This window comes from Streptacidiphilus rugosus AM-16 (assembly GCF_000744655.1).
GTDB lineage: Bacteria > Actinomycetota > Actinomycetes > Streptomycetales > Streptomycetaceae > Streptacidiphilus > Streptacidiphilus rugosus.
On sequence record NZ_JQMJ01000004.1, the window covers coordinates 5,040,050 to 5,058,240 of the forward strand.

17 protein-coding genes and 1 pseudogene are annotated in these 18,191 nt (G+C 73.0%); 6 read left to right on the forward strand and 12 right to left on the reverse strand.

The annotated features are described in order from the left end of the window. Window positions 1-16: 16 nt before the first annotated feature. From BS83_RS32160 to BS83_RS32205, 10 genes are all read right to left on the reverse strand, one after another. Window positions 17-349, reverse strand: coding sequence for a zinc-binding dehydrogenase (locus BS83_RS32160; protein WP_037606972.1), 333 nt, complete (start codon window positions 347-349; stop codon window positions 17-19). Between the two features lie 88 nt (window positions 350-437). Continuing rightward, on the reverse strand, window positions 438-1,196 hold the full coding sequence (locus tag BS83_RS32165) for an alpha/beta hydrolase family protein (protein ID WP_037606973.1): 759 nt from the start codon (window positions 1,194-1,196) through the stop codon (window positions 438-440). A 73-nt stretch (window positions 1,197-1,269) separates the two neighbouring features. Continuing rightward, complete coding sequence (locus BS83_RS32170; RefSeq protein WP_037606975.1) at window positions 1,270-2,811, reverse strand: FMN-binding glutamate synthase family protein; 1,542 nt, start codon at window positions 2,809-2,811, stop codon at window positions 1,270-1,272. Window positions 2,812-2,947: 136 nt separating this feature from the next. Beyond that, window positions 2,948-3,892 (reverse strand): S16 family serine protease, encoded by a 945-nt coding sequence (locus tag BS83_RS32175; protein ID WP_037606976.1) that lies wholly within the window; start codon window positions 3,890-3,892, stop codon window positions 2,948-2,950. A 151-nt stretch (window positions 3,893-4,043) separates the two neighbouring features. Further along, entirely contained in the window at window positions 4,044-4,670 is a 627-nt protein-coding gene (locus BS83_RS32180) for a DUF6879 family protein (RefSeq protein WP_037606978.1), read from the reverse strand. A 166-nt stretch (window positions 4,671-4,836) separates the two neighbouring features. Further along, entirely contained in the window at window positions 4,837-7,917 is a 3,081-nt protein-coding gene (locus tag BS83_RS32185) for a hypothetical protein (protein WP_084714477.1), read from the reverse strand. Further along, the gene (locus BS83_RS32190; protein ID WP_037606980.1) at window positions 7,914-9,815 is read right to left on the reverse strand and encodes an HSP90 family protein; all 1,902 of its coding nucleotides are present in this window, start codon (window positions 9,813-9,815) and stop codon (window positions 7,914-7,916) included. Before BS83_RS32190 ends, BS83_RS32185 begins: the two co-directional genes overlap by 4 nt. An 11-nt stretch (window positions 9,816-9,826) precedes the next feature. Further along, the gene (locus BS83_RS32195) at window positions 9,827-10,858 is read right to left on the reverse strand and encodes a hypothetical protein (RefSeq protein ID WP_157597409.1); all 1,032 of its coding nucleotides are present in this window, start codon (window positions 10,856-10,858) and stop codon (window positions 9,827-9,829) included. 263 nt (window positions 10,859-11,121) lie between these two features. Further along, window positions 11,122-11,466: a hypothetical protein gene (locus BS83_RS42985; RefSeq protein ID WP_063774269.1), complete on the reverse strand. Its 345-nt coding sequence runs from the start codon at window positions 11,464-11,466 to the stop codon at window positions 11,122-11,124. Between the two features lie 107 nt (window positions 11,467-11,573). Continuing rightward, entirely contained in the window at window positions 11,574-12,800 is a 1,227-nt protein-coding gene (locus tag BS83_RS32205) for a GH12 family glycosyl hydrolase domain-containing protein (protein WP_037606982.1), read from the reverse strand. A gap of 250 nt (window positions 12,801-13,050) precedes the next feature. Between BS83_RS32205 and BS83_RS32210 the strand changes: the two genes are divergently transcribed. The 3 genes and pseudogenes from BS83_RS32210 to BS83_RS47965 all read left to right on the forward strand — a co-directional run. Beyond that, window positions 13,051-13,914 (forward strand): AraC family transcriptional regulator, encoded by an 864-nt coding sequence (locus BS83_RS32210; protein ID WP_037606985.1) that lies wholly within the window; start codon window positions 13,051-13,053, stop codon window positions 13,912-13,914. Window positions 13,915-14,016: 102 nt separating this feature from the next. Beyond that, window positions 14,017-14,766, forward strand: coding sequence for a class I SAM-dependent methyltransferase (locus BS83_RS32215; RefSeq protein WP_037606988.1), 750 nt, complete (start codon window positions 14,017-14,019; stop codon window positions 14,764-14,766). A 2-nt stretch (window positions 14,767-14,768) separates the two neighbouring features. After that, window positions 14,769-15,119 (forward strand): annotated as a pseudogene (locus tag BS83_RS47965) (MMPL family transporter); the annotation flags it as partial. A gap of 14 nt (window positions 15,120-15,133) precedes the next feature. On the opposite strand, the gene BS83_RS47970 reads toward BS83_RS47965, so the two are convergent. Continuing rightward, a complete protein-coding gene (locus BS83_RS47970) occupies window positions 15,134-15,448 on the reverse strand; it encodes a hypothetical protein (RefSeq protein ID WP_232248559.1) in 315 nt (104 codons plus the stop codon). A 45-nt stretch (window positions 15,449-15,493) separates the two neighbouring features. After that, the gene (locus BS83_RS47975; RefSeq protein WP_232248560.1) at window positions 15,494-15,721 is read right to left on the reverse strand and encodes a hypothetical protein; all 228 of its coding nucleotides are present in this window, start codon (window positions 15,719-15,721) and stop codon (window positions 15,494-15,496) included. Between the two features lie 272 nt (window positions 15,722-15,993). On the opposite strand from BS83_RS47975, the gene BS83_RS47980 reads away from it, so the two are divergent. The 3 genes from BS83_RS47980 to BS83_RS32230 all read left to right on the forward strand — a co-directional run bounded on the left by BS83_RS47980 (window position 15,994) and on the right by BS83_RS32230 (window position 18,164). Beyond that, entirely contained in the window at window positions 15,994-16,965 is a 972-nt protein-coding gene (locus tag BS83_RS47980; RefSeq protein ID WP_232248561.1) for an MMPL family transporter, read from the forward strand. A gap of 142 nt (window positions 16,966-17,107) precedes the next feature. Next, a complete protein-coding gene (locus BS83_RS42425; protein WP_157597410.1) occupies window positions 17,108-17,779 on the forward strand; it encodes a TetR/AcrR family transcriptional regulator in 672 nt (223 codons plus the stop codon). A gap of 4 nt (window positions 17,780-17,783) precedes the next feature. Continuing rightward, window positions 17,784-18,164: a hypothetical protein gene (locus BS83_RS32230; protein ID WP_037606990.1), complete on the forward strand. Its 381-nt coding sequence runs from the start codon at window positions 17,784-17,786 to the stop codon at window positions 18,162-18,164. Window positions 18,165-18,191 lie beyond the last annotated feature (27 nt).

Consider the following 18,191-nt stretch of genomic DNA (forward strand, 5'->3'; position numbering starts at 1 on the left):
GGCGCCCGCCGTCCGGTCAGGGCCTCAGCAGGACCGCCCCGACGCTGCGGCGGTCCTCCAGGGCCGCGTGGGCCTCGGCCGCCCGCTCCAGCGGCAGGACGGCGTGGACCTCCGGCCTGAGCGTGCCCGCCGTGACCGCGCCGAGAGCCTTCTCGGCGTCGGCGCGCTGGTCGGCGTGGGGCTTGGCGAAGGCGACGCCCAGCGGGCCGACGACGGTGAGGCCGCGACGTCCGATGTCGAAGGCGTCCAGCGCGGTCCACCGACCCGAGGTGAACGACCGGCCCGTTCCGCCGCGCGAGATCGCGCTGCGGTCCCCACGCCTGGCGGGGGCGGTGATCCGCGAGGCCAACGCCCCTGGCTTCCCGCACCACGTCCCGCACCACGACGTCCCGCCCCGGCACGGTAACCCGTGAGGCCGGGGCGGACACGCCGGTCCGTCAGGCGCAGATGTACTGGTCGGCCCAGGCGCTGATGATGTGGGCCGCCCGCTTCGCCTGCCCGCGGGCGGTCAGCAGGTGGTCCGCGCCTTCGAGGGAGACGAAGCTGCGCGGGTGGCGCGCCTCGCGGAAGATCTCCCCGGCGTTGGCGATGTCGACGGTGTCGTCCGCGGGCGAGTGCAGGACGATCAGCGGCAGGTTCAACTCGCGGATCCGGTCGCGCAGGCGGGCCTGACGGACGTCGTCGACGAAGGCCCGCTTCAGCACCAGGGTGCGTCCGCCGACGAACCACTCGTGCGAGCCCTCGCTGATGACGCGGTCCACGACGGCGTCGTACTGCCGCTCGACGGTGCGGGGATCGGCCGGCGCGCCGATCGTGGCGACCGCCCGGACGCCGGGCACCTCGGACGCCGCCGCGATGGCCGCGGCGCCTCCCCAGGAGTGGCCGACCAGCAGGTCCACCGGCGTCCCCCGCTCGGCCATCAACGCCGCCGCGCGGACGGTGTCCTGGACCTTGACGGTGAAGGAGCCGTCCCCCCAGTCCCCGTCCGACTCCCCGATCCCGAGGTTGTCGTAGCGCAGCATGCCGATCCCCTCGCGGGCCAGCTGCTTGCTGACCCGCGAGGCGGCGGGCGAGTCCTTGCCGAGAGTGAATCCGTGCACGAACAGGCCCCAGCCCCTGACCTCCCCCTCGGGCAGGTCGATCGTCCCGGCCAGTTCGGGGCCGACGACGCTCTTGAATCTCACATCTTCACTCATGCTGGGCTCACTTCGGCGGAACTGTGCGCGGAACGGGGGGCGGACGACGCGGGCGGGGCGGCGGAAGGACAGGTCAGACGGCCGGCGTCCAGTCGGACCTGCTGCCGGTCAGCAGCGCGGTGATCTCCTCGGCGAGGTGCGGGCCGAGCTCGCCCCAGCCGTCCTTGTAGCCGTAGACGCCGGCCAGGGTGCGGGCCTCGTAGTCGCCGTTGAGGATCTCGATGTCGTTGGCCGTGATGAGCGCCGGGTGCGCGACGCCGACCGCCGAGGAGACCTTGGTCAGCTCCTTGCGCAGAGTGCGCAGGTAGACGGCGGCCCGGGTGGACTTCGAGCTCGGGTCGAGGCCGCGGGCCAGCCACGGGTTCTGCGTGGCGATGCCGGTGGGGCACTTGTCGGTGTGACACTTCTGCGACTGGATGCAGCCGATGGACAGCATCGCCTCGCGGGCCACGTTGACCATGTCGGCGCCCAGGGCGAACGCGACCGCGGCGTTGTCGGGCAGGCCGAGCTTGCCCGAGCCGATGAAGGTCAGCTGATCCGTCAGCCCCAGCTCGGCGAAGGTGCCGTAGACCCGCGAGAAGCCCATCCGGAACGGCAGCGCCACCGAGTCCGCGAAGATTCGCGGCGCGGCGCCGGTGCCGCCCTCGCCGCCGTCGACGGTGACGAAGTCGACACCGCGGTCACCGCGCTCCATCAGCGTGGCCAGCTCCTGCCAGAAGCCCATCTCTCCGACCGCGCTCTTCACCCCGACCGGCAGGCCGGTCTCGGCGGCGAGCAGCTCGACGAAGTCGAGCATCGAGTCGACGTCGCCGAACGCGGAGTGCCGCGAAGGGGAGGCGCAGTCCTTGCCGACCGGGATGCCGCGGATCTCGGCGATCTCCGGGGTCACCTTGGCTCCCGGGAGCATGCCGCCCAGGCCCGGCTTGGCACCCTGGGAGAGCTTGATCTCCAGCGCCTTGACCGGGGCGCTCGCGACGACGTCCTTGAGCTTGTCGAGGTTGAAGCTGCCGTCCTCGTTGCGGCAGCCGAAGTACGCGGTGCCGATCTGCAGCACGAGGTCGCCGCCGTTGCGGTGGTACGGCGACAGGCCGCCCTCCCCCGTGTTGTGCATGGTGCCGGCCTGCGCCGCGCCCTTGTTCAGCGCCGTGACGGCCGCGCCGGAGAGCGAGCCGAAGCTCATCGCGGATATGTTCACCACGCTCGCGGGCCGGAACGCCTTGGCGCGCCCGCGCGGCCCGCCCAGCACCTTGGCCGAGGGCAGCGGGGACTGCGGGTCGTGCGCGTCGGGCAGCGCGCCGGCGAAGGTGCGCTGCTTGATGTAGGCGTGTCCCTGCACGTGCTCGACGTCGACCTCGGTGCCGAACCCGAAGTAGTTGTTCTCCTCCTTCGCCGAGGCGTAGATCCAGCTGCGCTGGTCACGGCTGAAGGGGCGCTCCTCCTCGTTGGAGGTCACGATGTACTGCCGCAGCTCCGGCCCGATGGTCTCCAGCAGGTACCGGGCGTGCCCGACCACGGGGAAGTTGCGGAGCAGTGCGTGCCTCTTCTGGATGAGGTCGCGGGCGGCGACCAGCGCCACAGCTGTCGCGGCGACCGCGCCGATCCTCCGGGCGTGCATGAACGTTTCCTCCTTGGGGCACGGCTCCGTTGCCGTGCGGGGTCGAGCGTCGGAATGCGAAAGGCATCGTAGGAGGCCCGGATGACCGGCAGGTGCGCAGGGTGGCCGGTCGGCCTCGGGGACGTGAACCGGCGACTCAGGCCGGGGGCACGAAGCCCTTGAGCGCGTGCTTGCCGAGCGTGGCGCGCACGGCCTCCGGCAGGGTGGCGACGAGGCTGAACTCCAGGCCCTGTTCCTTGCGGGCCGCGTCCGCCTCGTTGCCCGCGGGAAGCACCAGGACGGTCGAGTAGCCCTTCCTCGTCGCCCGGGCCCTGCTCTTCGTCGCGGTGACGGGCAGCACCTCACCGGTCGCGGCGATGCCGCCGGTCACGGCCACCTCGGCGCGGGCGATGCGGCCGCTCAGCAGGGAGACGACGGCGACGGCGACCGCGAGCGCGGCGCCCGCGACGTCCTCGGCGGTCGCGCCGGGCGGCACGTCGCCGTAGGGCTCGTCGATCCGCAGGTCGTGCCGGGCGAACCAGTCGGCCGGGAGCTGCGGCAGCAGCAGCCCGGCGAGGGCGCGCACGGCGGCGACGGCGGTCTCGGCGTCGTGCTGCAGCACGACGCCCAGCGCGCCGGTGGCGGTCACCCGGCCCCTACCGGGCGTCAGCATCACCGCGACGGGGAGCAGCGTGTCGGCGACGGGCGTCCAGACCATGCCGAGCCGTTGGTCGTAGCGGTGGGCGAGCCGGTCGAGGTCGGCGCTCAGGTGCACCTTCTCGCGCAGGTCGGCCTCGTAGTCGACGACCACCCTGCTGTGGTCGGCCGGGTCGTACCAGACCGGCACATGGCCGCCCTGCAGCTTCATCGTGTGGACGCGGGTCAGCACACTCGCCTCGAACGGCAGCTCGGCCCGGTCCTCGGGCACCACCCTGAGCTTCATCGAGCAGTCCGTCCAGCCGGAGGAGAGATCCGTGTCGGACGCCCAGACGGCCCGGATGCTGCTGCCGCTGCCGACCGTCTTGATCGACAGGATCTCGGCCGTGGCACTGCGTCCGTCGCGGCGCAGCTCGTTCAACAGGTGCTTGTGCTTGAAGAACATCGACGCCCCTCCGCAGGACCACCCCCGGCGGGCGGCGCCCCTCACCTTACGAGCCGCGACCGCGGGCGCCGCACCCGGAGATCGCCTGGTCCCGATCGGTGCCGCAGTTGTGACGTGGCGGTGACGAGGGGCGGGGACGCCGTCGCGGGCCCTACGGCCGCGGCGCGGGCAGGCCCGCGATCGCGCGCGGGAAGTAGGTCTGCAGCGGCTCTCCGATGTGGTGCAGCCGCCGGACGAAGTCGCGGGCGCTGCGGACGGCCTCTGCCTCGAAGTAGCGGGTGGCCCCGTCCGGAGCGCCTCCGGGGGTGTAGTGGATCTGGTACACCGCCTCGTCGCCGAGCACCACCAGATCCGGCAGCGGGCCGGCGCCGACGAGAGCAGCCGCCTGGTCGTCGGTCAGCACGGAGACGTTCTCGCCGCAGCGGTCCTTGGCGTGCAGGACGTGCAGTTCCCACTGCACGTAGGGACTCAGCGGTTCCGCCACCACGCGTGCGCGACGGTGCCCGATCCCGGCCGCGGCGAGCTTCGCCAGTTGCCGCTCGATGTCGGGCTGCGACTCCCGGATCAGGCTGAGCGACTTCTCCCAGTCGCCGCCCTGGAAGGCCTCCCAGCTGGTGCACCCGCTCTCCTGGTAGTCCTGGAGGCTCTCCAGCTTCCAGAAGCCCTCGGGGCCGATACGCCAGAACCTGTCCTCGAAGTCGGCGAGGTAGGTCTCCGGGTCGAGACGCAGCCCTCTCGCCCGGTCGAGGAGTGCCCGCAGTTCGAGGAGTCCGCCCATTCGCCGCATGCGCCTTCCGCCCAGTGCCATGGCTGATGCGGGGCGAGTGCGCCGACTCACTCCGCGTACGCATCACATCCTGATCGCATCGCCCCTGCATTGACAAGGGCACATCACAGCAGCCGCCCCCGCCCACGGGGGCGAAGGGCGGCTGCCTGATCGACCCTCAGCGGAGGCTGTCCCTCAGGCGGCGGAGCGTCTGCGCCGCCTGGGGCAGGCGCGCCGAGTCCGCCTCGGCGATCGCCCTGTCGAGTCGCTCGCGCGCCGCGCCCGACCGGTCCAGCACCCGGCTCTCCACGATGGCGGCGAGCCGGATCGCCTCGAAGCGCGGTGGGGCGGCCGCGTGGCCCGCCTGCTCGTAGACGGCGATGGCCCGCTCGAACGCCGCCAGCGCCGCTTCTCCCTCCCCCACGGTTCCGTGCACCTGCCCGCGGGTGTACCAGCACTGCGCCACATCGACCTCGACGCTGCGGAACTGCTCGCGGGCGGCGTCGGGGAACTCCTCGCGCAGCCGGTCGGCCCGGTCCAGGTAGCCGAGGGCCTCCTCCATGGCCTCCTTGCCCGTGGCCTGGACAAGCTCGAACGCGAGGGTGCGCAGCGCGTCGCTCAGCTCGGGCAGGTTGGGCGCCTCCGCGTTGGACGCCAGAGCCCGCTCCAGCGCCGCGCGGGCGCCGTCCCAGTTGCCCGCCTGCGCCAGCGCCGCGGCCGCGGCTGCGGCGGCCGAGGTGAGCGGCCCCTGGTCAGGCCAACGGCCCACCATGTCGGCCAGCAGCAGGAACTCCCGCGCGGCGTCGCGCGGCTCCTCCAGCGCCAGCAGGCAGTTGGCCAGATCGATGCGGATCTGCGCGGTCAACTGTTCTGCGCCGGAGGGCCCGGACGACTCCACGGCGCCGTCCTGGTCCGCGCCGTCCTGGTCCGCACCGTCCTGGCCCGCGCCCTTCGCGGCGCCAGCGGACGGCGCGTCGAGCAGCGACTCCAGCACGGCGGCCGCGTCGCCGGTCGCGCCCTGTGCCCGCAGCACCCGGCTCAGCTCCCAGCGCGTCTCGCGCGCCTGCTGCACCTCGCCCTCGCGGTCCATCCGGGCCGCCGCCTCGGAGAACGCCCGCACCGCCGTCGCATGCTGCCCGGCCCGCAGCGCGACGGAGCCCAGCATCCGGTGCAGCGGCGTCAGCTCGTTGGGCGGCACGTCCGAGGGAGCCTCGGCGAGCCCACGCTCGAGCTCGGCCATCGCCTCGCCGTGACGCTGCTGCGCATCGAGCGCCAGGGCCAGCAGCAGACGGGCGCGGGGCAGCCGCCACGGCCAGCCCTGCTCGGTGAAGATCGCGATCGCCGCGCGGGCCGAGGCCTCACCCTCGATCGGGGCGCCGTGCAGGGCCCGGAACTCGGCGAGCAGTTCGTGCGACATCGACACCTGCCGGAGCCGACCCGCGGCCGTTCCTTCGGCGATCCCGGCCTCGGCCTCGGCCGCGAACACCTCGGCCCAGCGCGCGTGCTGCTCCGGACCCTGGGCGCGGAACAGTGCGTGGCGAGCCGTCAGGACCCGGCTCTGCCGGACCACCAGCCGCCGGTCCAGCGTCTCGCCTTCGTCCTCCCGGCCGCCGGACCCGGCTGCCGCGAGCGCGTCGATGCGCGTCAACAGCTCGTCCAGCTCCGGCATCGCCGCCTCAGCGGCGGCGACACCGTCCGCGACGTCGCTCCGCACCGACTCGCACCAGACGAGCCTCGCCTCGGACGCGATCACGCGGGCGGTCCGGCCGATCCGCCGGTAGTGCTCGATCGCCTCGCGCAGGCGGGCGGCGCAGTCGTCCCAGTCCTGCGCGTCGGCCGCGCGCTGGGCCAGCTCCGAGGAGACCTCCCCCGGCAGCAGCTCGTCCCCGTCGACGGCGGCTGCGGCAGCCTCGGCGTCACCGCCGACCGCGTCCGCACGGGCGACGCGCTCCAGCACGGCGTCCCACAGGGCCCGGACGGCCGGGCCCCCGATCCGGTCACCGGCACGCGCCGCGGCCACCAGTTCCGTGAAGTCCTCCGGCACCTCGGTCGCCGACGGCGCCGACGGGGTGCCGGTCTCCGTGGCGGTCGGCGCAGCGGTCGGCGCGGCGGTCGCCGCGGCATCGGCCCCGGGCAGCGCCGAGGTCTGGACGCCCAGGTTCAGCGAGGCGGTCAGCGGCCGGCCGGCAAGCCGTTCCCTTCGGCGCGCGGAGACGGCGTCGTTGCCGTTGCGCGCGTCGAAGCGCGACGCCAGCTCGTCCGCCTGCGCGGCGACGGCATCCCGCAGTGACGAGACGGTCCACTCCGTGCCGAGCGGCCCGGCGCACGGCAGTTCGCCGTGGCCGGTCCCGACCAGCCGGGCCAGCAGCACCTGGACGCCGGTGAGGAACTCGAGTCGACTGGACGGATCGGCGGCGAAACCGAACGCCGCGCGGTTCTGCGCCAGCAGTTCGAGGCCCCGTGCCGCGTTTCCGGTCAGTGCGCAGAACTCCAGGTGCTGACCGACCGGGGTGAGCTCCGCCTCGTTCCCGCGGACCTTGCGGTAACCGGTGAGGTGCGCGGCCCGGGCCTCTTCGAGCCGCCCCAGGCGCAGCAGCGGGAGCAGGGCCAGGGCCTGGCTGTTGTGCGGCTCCTCGTCACAGCTGTGCTCGCCGTCGAAGGTCGGCCGCAGCTCCGCCAGTCCGCGCTCGTCCTCTCCGCAGCGGAAGTGGTAGCCCGCCCGGGACCTCGCCTCGCAGGCGGCGCAGTCGCTGAACTGCGTCCGCCCCCTGGTCGCCCACAGCTCGTAGGCCAGTTCCTCGCCGTCGCCCAACTGCCGTGCCAGGAAGAACTCCTGTGCGTAGACGGGCTGCAGCTCGTGTCCTGCCTCCTGGTAGCGGCGCCGCATCTCGGCGATCCAGCCGCGGATCGAGGCGAGCGGCACGTCGGGGGTGGTCAGCAGGCCGGTGCCGACCCACTTGAAGAACCAGAACAGCCGGTAGACCTCGTCCTCGCTGAACGCCTTGGGGTTGGCGTCCCACAGACGCAGCAGGCGGGCGAAGGCGACCGGGTACTTCACCGACTCGCCGCTGCCGTGGTAGGCGCGCATCAGCTCCACCAGGGCCGAGACGGTGACCTCGTCGTCGCCGAAGGCCTCGGCGGCCTCCACCAGGTCCTCGGCGATCGCGGCCGTGGGGCGCCCCTTGGGCCGCTCCCGGTTCTCACCGAGGGCCTGGAAGAACTCGTCCCTGGTGGTGGGCGTCATGGTGGGTGCGGTCATGACTGTGCCCTCCCGTCTCCGCTGCCGTTGTTGTGTCCGCTGTCGTTGGTGTTCCCGCCGCCGATCGCCGCCTGGGCCGCGAAGTCGATCAGGCCCAGGAAGGACCGGTTGAGCAGCGCGTGGTCCGACGGCCGCAGCGGTCGCCGGGAGAGCAGCAGGGCCTGCCCGTAGAGCGCTTCGATCGCCGTCTCCGACAGCTCCGTGTGGGACGTCCCCGCGAGTTCCGCGAGCTTGCGGATCAGCGGATTGAGGTGGTTGACGATCAGTTGGGCACGCGGCGCGGACGAGCTGAGCGACCCGAGGATCCCGGCCCACAGTTCGTCCGCCCCCGCGGACAGCTCGCTGCGCCGGCGCTCGTGCCTGGCCTCGCGGTTGTCCACGAGCATCGCCGGCACCCCCACCGGCTGGAAGGAGCGCAGCACCACGTCGGTGTCGAAGCGGTCCACGACCTTGCGGGCACGGGCCAGGAACGGTGCGGCCGCAAGCTCCGCCGCCGGGTCGACGCTGTCGAGATGCGCGCTGACGGTCTCAGGGTCCAGGTCCGCGACCGTCACGCCGGGCCGGACCTGCGGGAGTTGGTGCACCAGCTCCCGGTCGTACACGTAGCCGCCGTTGACCACACCGAGCCCGGCGGCAGCGGCGATGGGAGCGACCTGCCGGAACTCCTCGACCGACTGCGTGACCAGCACCACGGGGTGCGCGCGGGCGAACTCGTCCAGGCTGACGGTGCCGTCCGTGGTCTCGAACGGCAGCCACGGCAGCAGCAGTCGGAGCAGTTGGTCGTCGTAGCGGGCCAGCGCCTTCACCGCGAGGTGGTGAACGTCGAGGAAGCGGCGCAGCAGGGAGAGGTCCGAGGCCGCGAGTCCGGTCAGCCACTGCCGGATCCGCTCGCCGATGGCGTCCCTGACCGCGCCCAGGGTCTCGTCCTCGTACAGCGCCTCGCGTGAGGCGGTCGGGCGCAGACCGGTGGTGTCGACCACGCAGGAGACGAAGAAGGCCCAGTCGGGGACCAGTTCCGTCGCCTGGTCGGACAGGAGCATCCCCTTGAGGTGCACCCGGTTGCCGGACCGCTTGGTCGGGTGCGCGGGCGTCGGCAGCACGAAGGCCACGCCCTTGAGCCCGACCAGCGGGATGTCCAGGTCGATGGTGTCGAGCGGGGTGAAGTCGAAGACGGACTTGCCGTACGCGGCCAAGGCCTCGCGGCGGGCGAAGGGCGATCCGTACGGCCGCTCCCACACCGGCGGCGTGTCGTTGACCCGGATCAGGTCGCCGTTCCGGTCGACCACCTCGACCTGGTACCGCAGCAGGGAGCCGAAGTGCCGGGCCAGGCCCACCACCTGGCCGTGCTGCAGCCACTCGCTGCCCTCGGCGCGCGGGGTCAGCGTGACGGTGGTGCCGGGCTGCGCCACGGTGCCGGCGGGCAGGGTGCGGATGCTGTACGTGCCGTCGCTGCGGCCACGCCACTCGACGGCGGGCGCGCCCGCCTCCCGCGCGCTGCGCGAGACGACCGTGATCTCGTCCGCGACGACGAAGCAGGCCAGCAGGCCGATGCCGAACTGCCCGATGAAGTCGGCGCGGGCGGCGGAGAGGTCGAGTTCCCCGTCGGCGCTGCGCTTGGAGGAACGGCCGATGGTGGCCAGGAAGGTGTGGACGTCCGATTCGGTGAGCCCGACGCCGGAGTCCTCGACGACGATGCCGCCGCCGACGCCGGTACGGATGGTGATCCGCGCCGGAGCCTCGGGGTCGAGCAGCCGCCGCGCGGTGATCGCGTCGACGGCGTTCTGCATGAGCTCCCGGAGGTAGACCTTCGGCGAGGAGTAGAGATGGTGCGACAACAGGTCGACGAGACCGCGCAGGTCGACCTGGAAGGTGTGGCCCGGCGGCTGGGGTGTGGTCACTGGAGCGGTTCCTACTTCCTCTTCTTGCTTTCCTGCCGTGCCTTGGCGAACAACCGTGCCGGGTCCCCGACGTAGGCCCAGGGGAAACGGGTCGGGTGGTCGCCGATGCGCCGGAACATCTCCGTGGCGGAGGCCCGTTCACCGGCGAGCCAGAACGCCACGGCGAAGGCGTTGAGCGCGACATAGGGCGACTCGGTCGGGGCGAACGCCGGATGCAGCACGGACGCCTGGGCCGCCGCCTTGAGCTCGGCGCGGACCTCGGCGCCCCTGATGTAGGCGGCGTCCTCACCCTTGGGGAGGTCGAGCCAGCGCTCCAGGTGCGCGTAGGCGACCAACAGGCCCATGGCACTGCCCGGCGGCGCCTCGGCCAACGCGTTGCGGGCGAAGGCGAACATCTCCTCGTGCGAGCCGCCCCACTTCTCGCACACCTGCTGCAGCATCTGTGCGTGCAGCGCCACGTGGTGCGGAGCGCGGCGGACTCCGGCCTCGAAGCGCCGCCGGGTCACATCGTGCCCGTGCTGCAGACCGCGCGAGGAGGTGGTCAGCGAGCACCAGGGCGCAGCCGACTTCGGATCCAGCTCGATCGCCGCGTAGAGGTGCTCCTCAGCGGTCCTGAGCCGCTCGTGGAAGATCCGGAACTGGTCCTGCGAGACGTGGGCTCCGGAGGCTCGACCCCGCGCCTCCCAGGCCCACGCGACGTGCCGCGCGCCGGAGACGGTGCGGACGAGCGGGTTGTCGGGGTGCTGCCGGGGCAGCTCGAGCAGGAAGTTCCCGCCGCTCTCCTCGATGCCGCCGATCAGCCAGGTGAGCCGGGCATGGTCGCCACGGTCCCGGCAGGGCTGCAGGATCGCCTCGGCCGCGGGCCAGTTCCCCGAGCTCACCGCCTGCCGCAGGGCGGCCAGCTCCGGGTCCCCGAAGGTGAGGTCGATCGGAACCGGCTTGGGCCCACGGGCCGCGGCGGGGGTCGGCTTGCGGTTCGCGAGCGCGCGGACCGCGGCGCCGGCCGCGATCACGGCAGGCACCACCAGCGGAAAGCTTGACACGTGTTCCTCCAACAACGGCCGACTCCGCTCGGCGGTTCGCGCGCGGTCGGCAGCCGCAGGTTAACCGACTCCGCTGACAGCGCGACACCGGGTTCTGGAGGGCTCCGCCGCAGATGGGAGGCCATATGCCCGGTTCTGCAGGCCTGCGCCTGAATCCTCCCCGGCGATCACCGCTCCCGTCGGGCTCCCGCCGGCCGGACACGCGAACGCCCGCGATCCCGTCCGACGGAGTCGCGGGCGCCGAGGACGCCTCAGGAAGGGCGTCAGTGCCCGAATCGCTGGAGCAGTCGGCTGCGCAGGGAGGCGCCCGGAGCGCCCGGGGCGCCGGCCGGGCGGCGGGTGAGGCGGGAGAGGGCGCGGTGGGCGGTGCGGAGGCGGGTACGGCGGCGACGGAGCAGGCTCGCGCCGGCGCCCGCGGTCACCAGGCCGAGGCCGAAGACCAGCGCCAGTGCCGCCCCAGCCAGGAAGATCTCCAGGCCGTTCATCGTCACCGTGGTGCTTCCGAAGAGCACGACGGTCTGGTCCTGGCCGCCGGAGATGTTGTTCGCGATGAGCAGTCCGGTGAAGGCCGCCGCCCCGCAGAGCAGCAGCAGGCCGAGCAGGAGCATGCCGATCTCCTTCGTCGTGACCGTCCCCCGTAGCTCATCTGACCGCTTTTCAGTTCCACAAACGGTACGGGCCGGGGCGGGCCGGGCAGGCTCCGCCCCGGCCGTGGTCAGCGCAGCGTCCAGACCTGGTTGGCCTGGGTGCCGCCGCCCCCGTAGCAGTCCCAGATCTGCAGCAGGGTCCCGTTCGCCGTGCCCTGGCCGTCCGCGTCCAGGCAGCGCCCGGACTGGGGGTTGGTGACGGTGCCGTTGGCGTTCACCTGCCACTGCTGGGCGCCCGAGCCGTTGCAGGTCCACTGGCGCACCTGGGTCCCGTTCGCCGTCGCGCCGCCCGCGACGTCGAGGCACTTGCCCGAGGTGGCGTTGACGAAGGTGCCGCCGCTGCGGGTCCACCGCTGGTTGGGCCACGTGCCCGAACCGGCGTAACAGTCCCATAGCTGGACGGCGGCGCCGTCCGCCGTGCTGCCGTTCTGGTCGTCCAGGCAGCGCCCGCTGCCCTGGCCGACGATGCTGACGCCGCCCGCTCCGCCGCCACCGCCGCTGCTGCTGCCGCTGCCGTTGGCGGTGTAGGAGAAGGAGTTGACAGCCAGGCCGGGGCCGCCCTGCCAGGGCTCGAAGCCGAACTGGACGCTGGTCAGGTACCAGGCCGGCTGGAGGTAACCGCGGGCGGTCGAGTCGTTGGTGAAGTCCTTGATGTCGACCGTCAGCGCGTCGGTCGGCTGCTGCCGCACGTAGGAGACGGTGTTCCAGGCGGGGCTGCTGCCCTGGCGTCCGTACCAGACGTCCCAGGTGGCGCCCTCCAGCGAGACGGTGCCGACCTTGCTGCCGAACGGAGCGGGCGGGCCGGAGTGGTTGGCCCAGATCATCAGCTCCTCACCGTCGTTCTGCCCGGAGGGGTTGGGCTGGGTGTCGAACCAGATGTCGTAGGAGGCGTCCCAGGAGCCGGAGGTGGTCGTGAAGGCCACGCTGGACTGCGGGTCGGCGAACGCGGACACCTGCTGCGGCAGGCCGTTGCCGGTGGAGCAGTTGCCGTAGTGGCAGCCCGCGTAGATCGAGGGATAGGCGGCCGGGGCGCCGCCGGTGCCGACGTTGTGGTTCCCGGTGGTGACCGTGAAGCCGTCGTTGGCGACGTCGATGCACTGCTGGATCGAGTCACCCCATTCGTTGTTCTGGACGATGTACGCGCCACCGGACACGGCGGCGCTGCCGAACTTGTCGCAGATCGTCGTGTCGGCGTGCGCCACGCCGGCGGACGCCAGTGGCAGCAGGCAGGACGCGGCGAGCACCGCGACCGAGACACCGGCTCGCCGGACTGCGCGCAGGGCGGATCCGAACATGCGTCGTCCCTTCGTCGTCGAGAGGTGCGGAAGTGGGCCCCGGCGCTTGGGAGCGCTCCCAGGCGGGGCCGTAGGAGTATCAAGCCAGGCATGACGGAGCAGCGTCAATAACCGTGCCGCCTTCAAGGACTGAAGACACCGACAGGCGAGCGCTCGGCCTCCGGACCCCATCGCCCGACTTCCGTCTCCCGAGCAGGGCGTTGACACCTTCACAAGTTGATGGTCCGTCAGGACGAGTTAGCATGGCAGCATGCGATCCGGCGGGGGCGGGACTGGCAGCACGGCCATGTGGGATGTCGCGCGTCCCCAGGGGCCGAGCCCACTGGCCGGGGTGACCATGGCCGGCTTCCGGGACCGGCGCGTGCTGCCGGTGGACCTCAGGGTGATCCCGCATCCCACCGTGATGCTGGCGTTGGAGTTCGGTTCCGGCTCGACCTGCGTGGAGGATGCCGACGGCCGGCGGCATCACGGCAGTCTGGTCTGCGCGCTCGGGACCGGGTCGCGAGGCACGGTCCGGGTGCGCGGTGAGGGATTCGAGCTCGTCCAGGTGCGGCTGTCCCCGGTCGTCGCCCGCGCGGTGCTGGGCGTCGCACCGGCCGAGCTGGACAGCGCCGTGGTGACGCTGGACGACCTCTGGGGCAGGGAGGCGTCCCGGCTGCGCGAACAGATGGACGACGCCTCTTCCTGGGGGGAGCGCTTCGCGCTGGCCGACGCGCAGCTCGCCCGACGTGCCGCGGCAGGACCAGCCGTGGACCCGGAGGTCGCCTGGGTCTGGCGCCGTATGGTGCTCGGCTGCGGCCTGGTCAGGATCGAAGCACTGGCCGACGAGGTCGGCTGGACCCGCAAGCGGCTGTGGTCCAGGTTCCAGGCACAGATCGGTCTGCCGCCCAAACGCGCGGCGAACCTGGTCCGGTTCGACCATGCCGTCCACCGGCTGGTGGCGGGTGACGGCGCGGCAGGAGTCGCGGCCGACAGCGGCTACGCCGACCAGTCCCACCTGCACCGGGACGTCGTGGCGCTCTCCGGGGCGACCCCGGCGACCGTGGCCAGGGAGCCCTGGCTGGCGGTCGACGAGATCGCCTGGCCGGGCAGCGGGCACCCTCGGCGAGCCTGACGCCCACGCCCACGCCCACGCGCGCACCGACGCCGACGCCGACGCCGACGCCGGGAACATTTCTTCAATACGCCTGCCCCCCGGGCTCGTCACGCTGCGGGTATGTCGAAGAACCTCAGCGGCGCACCGGTGTCGCCACCCCCGCCCCTCTCGCTCTCCGGTCCCCGTTTCGGCGTCGACGCACCCGGATTCGTGGCCCTCACCGGCGCCGCCGGCACGGCCTCCTGCCTGGCCGCCGCTCGTTGGCGGCGCGGACGGATCCCCGCGGCGCTCGCGGGGAGTGTGCTGCTCGCCTCCACGGGCGTCTATCTGCACACCACCCTGCGCGGCAAACTCCGCTTCTGGGCCGGGGAGCTGGACCGGATCGGGCTGAAGGGCGACGAGGAGCTGCTGGATCTCGGCTGCGGTCGCGGCGCGGTGCTGGTCGAGGCGGCCAGGCGGCTTCCTGCCGGGCGCGCCCACGGCGTCGACCTCTGGTCCGGGGCGGACCAGAGCGGGAACCGCCCCGAGGCGACGCTGGCCAACGCCGCCGCGGCCGGGGTGGCCGACCGGGTGGAGGTGCACACCGCCGACATGACGGAGCTGCCCTTCCAGGACGCCTCCTTCGACGTCGTCACGAGTGCGATGGCCATCCACAACATCCCCGCCCGCGAGGCGCGCCGCCGCGCGGTGGAGGAGGCGATGCGGGTGCTGCGGCCGGGTGGCCGGCTGCTGATCGCGGACATCTGGTGGGCGGCCAGGGACTACGCCGCCCATCTCGGCCAGGGCACCCTGCGTCCGCTCGGGGTCGGGTACTGGTACGGCGGCCCGTGGCTCGGCGTCACCCTGCTGCACGTCGTCAAGGAGCACTGATCATGTCGGCCCTCGCCCGCTGGTGCTGGCGGCACCGCCTCGTCGTGATCGCCGCCTGGGTCGGACTGCTCCTCGCCCTGGCGGTGCTGTCACAGGCGGTGCGGACCTCCTACGACAACACGCTGACCCTGCCGGGCACGGACTCCGGCAGCGCCCAGCGACTGCTGCAGCGGTCCGCGCCGGACCGTGCGGGCGACTCCGACCAGATCGTCTGGCGGGTGAGCCGGGGCGGTGTCGCCGACCCTGCGGTCCGGCAGAGGGTGTCGGCGATGCTCGCGCAGGTGTCCCGGCTGCCCGAGGTGGCCTCGGTCGTCGGCCCCTACCGACCGGGCGGACAGGTCCGGTCGAGCCGGGACGGGCGCACCGCCTACGCCACGGTGACCTTCACCGGGGCGGCGGACGATCTGGAGCGTGCCGACGTCGGGCGGGTGATCGCGACGGCGACCGCCGCCCGTGCGCCGGGCCTGGCGGTCGAGCTCGGCGGCAAGGCGATCGCGGGCGCGGAGGAGACTCCCGCCTCGAACGCGTCGCTGATCGGGATCGTCGCCGCCGCGGTCATCCTGCTGGTCGCGTTCGGCTCGGTCCTGGCCATGGCGCTGCCGATCGTCACCGCGGTGGCCGGCGTGGGCAGCGGCCTGCTGCTCATCGCCCCGCTCAGCCATCTGATGTCCGTCAACGCCATCGCGCCGATCCTCGGCGCACTCGTCGGCCTCGGCGTCGGGGTCGACTACGCCCTGTTCATCGTGACCAGGCACCGCCGCGGCCTGCGGTCGGGGATGGATCCGGAGCAGTCGGTCGTACAGGCCTTGAACACCTCGGGCCGCGCGGTGCTCTTCGCCGGCGGCACGGTCTGCATCGCGCTGCTCGGACTGCTCTCGGTCGGCCTGCGGTTCATCGACGGACTGGCCGTGCCCGCGGCGGTCACCGTGGTGTGCACGGTCCTCGCGGCCGTCACCCTGCTGCCCGCGCTGCTCGGCGTCCTCGGCCATCGGGTCCTCAGCCGCAGGGAACGCCGCGCGCTCCCGGCCGCCGGCCCCGTCCGGGTGGAGCGGGACGACGGCCCGTGGGCGCGCTGGTCGCGGACCGTGCGACGCTTCCCCGCCGCCCTGGCCGCCCTGGGGCTCGCGGTGATGCTCGTCGTGTCCGTTCCCGTGCTCCACCTGCGGCTCGGCTTCGCCGACGCCTCCAACGACCCTGGCGTCGACCCACACCCACCGGGCCTACGCGATGCTGGCCCAGGGCTTCGGACCCGGCTTCAACGGCCCGCTGTTCCTGGTGGCCCGAACGCGGTCCGCGGCCGACCGCGCCGCCCTGGACCGGCTCGACCACGCGCTGGCCGCGGTGCCCGGGGTGGCCGCGGTGGAGACGGGGCCGGGCGCGCCGGGTGCCGGGCCGGAGACCGAGGTGACCCAGGTCGTCCCCACCACCGCCCCCGAGGACCCGGCCACGGCCGCCCTGATCGACCGGCTGCGCGGCGACGTCCTGCCCCGGTACGTCCGCGGCACCACGCTGGAGGTCCACGTGGGCGGCCTGACGGCGACCTTCGCCGACTTCGCGACGGTGACCGCCGCCGAACTGCCCTGGCTGCTGACCACAGTCGTGGGGTTCAGCTTCCTGCTGCTGGTGCTCGCCTTCCGCAGCCTGCTCGTCCCCGCGCTCACGGCGGTGCTCAACCTGCTGTCGGCGGCGGCCTCGTTCGGCGTGCTCACCGCCTTCTTCCAGTGGGGTTGGGGAACCGACGCCTTCGGCCTCGGCTCGCCCAGCCCGATCGAGGGCTACCTGCCCGAGCTGGTGCTGGCGGTCCTCTTCGGCCTGTCCATGGACTACCAGGTGTTCCTGGTGAGCCGGATGGCCGAGGAGTGGTCGCACTCCCGCGACAACGCCCGCGCGGTGCTCGCCGGGGTGACCCACACCGCGCGGGTGATCACCGCCGCCGCGCTGATCATGATCGCGGTGTTCACCGCCTTCGTCCTCACCGGCCAGCGCAGCATCGCCGAGTTCGGCGTCGGGCTGGCCGCCGCCGTGGCGCTGGACGCCTTCGTGCTGCGGACGGCGCTGGTGCCCGCCGTCATGTACCTCTGCGGCCGGGCCAACTGGTGGCTGCCCGGTTGGCTGGACCGCCGCCTGCCGCGGCTGACGGTCGAACCACCCCCGGAGGAGGAGCGGCCCGCCCGGGCGCCGGGAGCGGCGCTGGTCTGACCGGCCGGACCGGTCGGGCCGTGGGCGCGCTCGGGCACGCGCCGAGGCGGACTTGCTATAACTGGCCATGCGCTCGGCCGAGATCTTGCGCACGAGGGCGGTTCGCCCCCGGTCCCCGTGACGGCATGGCTAAGGTGGGCGCGTGGCTGGAGCAGCAGGCAACGACGTGAACGACAGCGCACCCGTGGCGGCCCGCACGCCGGTCGGCACGGCGCGGAAGCCCCGGGTGTCGGCCAAGGGCGAGCAGACCCGCGCCCGCCTGATCGCCGCCGCGCGCAGCCTGCTCGCCGGGGCCGACGACGTGCCCTTCACCACCAGGAACGTCGCCGCCCTGGCCGGGGTGACCCACGGGATGTGCCACTACCACTTCAAGGACCGCACCGACCTCATCGTCGCGGTGATCGAGGACATCCGCCCGGAGTGGGTCACCCCCATGGAGAAGGCCGTCGCCGAACCGGGCGACTTCACCGCCCGGGCCGATCGCGTCGTCGACCTGCTCTCCCACCCCGAGGCCGCCGACCTCGCCCGGATGCACTCCGCGCTGCACTGGTTCTCGCTGACCGACGAACGGGTGCGCGAATCCCTGGAAGCCGAGTACGCCCGCTGGCGCGCCTGCTTCGTCGACCTGTTCCGGGTGCTGTCCACCGAACGTGAGGGCGGGGTCGACGCACTCACCCTCGGCGAGGCGCTGGCCGCGGCCGCCGACGGTCTCGCCGCCATCCAGTCCCTCGGCTCCGACGTCGACGCCCGGGCCATCATCCGCGCCCTCGTCCTCGGCCTGGCCACCGGCGCCGACCGGCTCTCCGACGGCTGAACCGGTGACCCAGCCCACCCCGGAGGAGAAACTCGCCGACGCGAAGAGGCTGTTGAGCCTCCCGCGTATCGTCGTCGTCTGCGGCTCGACCCGCTTCATGACGGAGATGAACGAGGCCGATCTGCGGGAGACCACCGCCGGAAGGATCGTCGTCAAACCGGGCTGCGACCTGAAGTCGCCGCACGCACTCTGGTCCGATCCGGTCGAGGCCGAGGCGCTGAAGGCTCGACTCGACGATCTGCACCGAGCGAAGATCCGGCTCGCTGACGAGGTCCTCGTCGTCGGCGACTACATCGGCGACAGCACCCGAGCCGAAATCGCCTACGCCCGCTCGCTGGGCAAGCCCGTGCGATTCACCCACCCCGACGTCGACCCTGACGCCTGACCCCCCGCCGCCCTTCCGGCGAGGCGG

Bases quoted from the DNA above. Each gene is read 5' to 3' on its own strand.
- BS83_RS32165 (WP_037606973.1), bottom strand. From the start codon at position 1,196: ATGAGTGAAGATGTGAGATTCAAGAGCGTCGTCGGCCCCGAACTGGCC.
- BS83_RS32170 (WP_037606975.1), bottom strand. From the start codon at position 2,811: ATGCACGCCCGGAGGATCGGCGCGGTCGCCGCGACAGCTGTGGCGCTG.
- BS83_RS32175 (WP_037606976.1), bottom strand. From the start codon at position 3,892: ATGTTCTTCAAGCACAAGCACCTGTTGAACGAGCTGCGCCGCGACGGA.
- BS83_RS32180 (WP_037606978.1), bottom strand. From the start codon at position 4,670: ATGGGCGGACTCCTCGAACTGCGGGCACTCCTCGACCGGGCGAGAGGG.
- BS83_RS32185 (WP_084714477.1), bottom strand. From the start codon at position 7,917: ATGACCGCACCCACCATGACGCCCACCACCAGGGACGAGTTCTTCCAG.
- BS83_RS42985 (WP_063774269.1), bottom strand. From the start codon at position 11,466: ATGCTCCTGCTCGGCCTGCTGCTGCTCTGCGGGGCGGCGGCCTTCACC.
- BS83_RS32205 (WP_037606982.1), bottom strand. From the start codon at position 12,800: ATGTTCGGATCCGCCCTGCGCGCAGTCCGGCGAGCCGGTGTCTCGGTC.
- BS83_RS32210 (WP_037606985.1), top strand. From the start codon at position 13,051: ATGCGATCCGGCGGGGGCGGGACTGGCAGCACGGCCATGTGGGATGTC.
- BS83_RS32215 (WP_037606988.1), top strand. From the start codon at position 14,017: ATGTCGAAGAACCTCAGCGGCGCACCGGTGTCGCCACCCCCGCCCCTC.
- BS83_RS47970 (WP_232248559.1), bottom strand. From the start codon at position 15,448: ATGGCGTTGACGGACATCAGATGGCTGAGCGGGGCGATGAGCAGCAGG.
- BS83_RS47980 (WP_232248561.1), top strand. From the start codon at position 15,994: ATGCTGGCCCAGGGCTTCGGACCCGGCTTCAACGGCCCGCTGTTCCTG.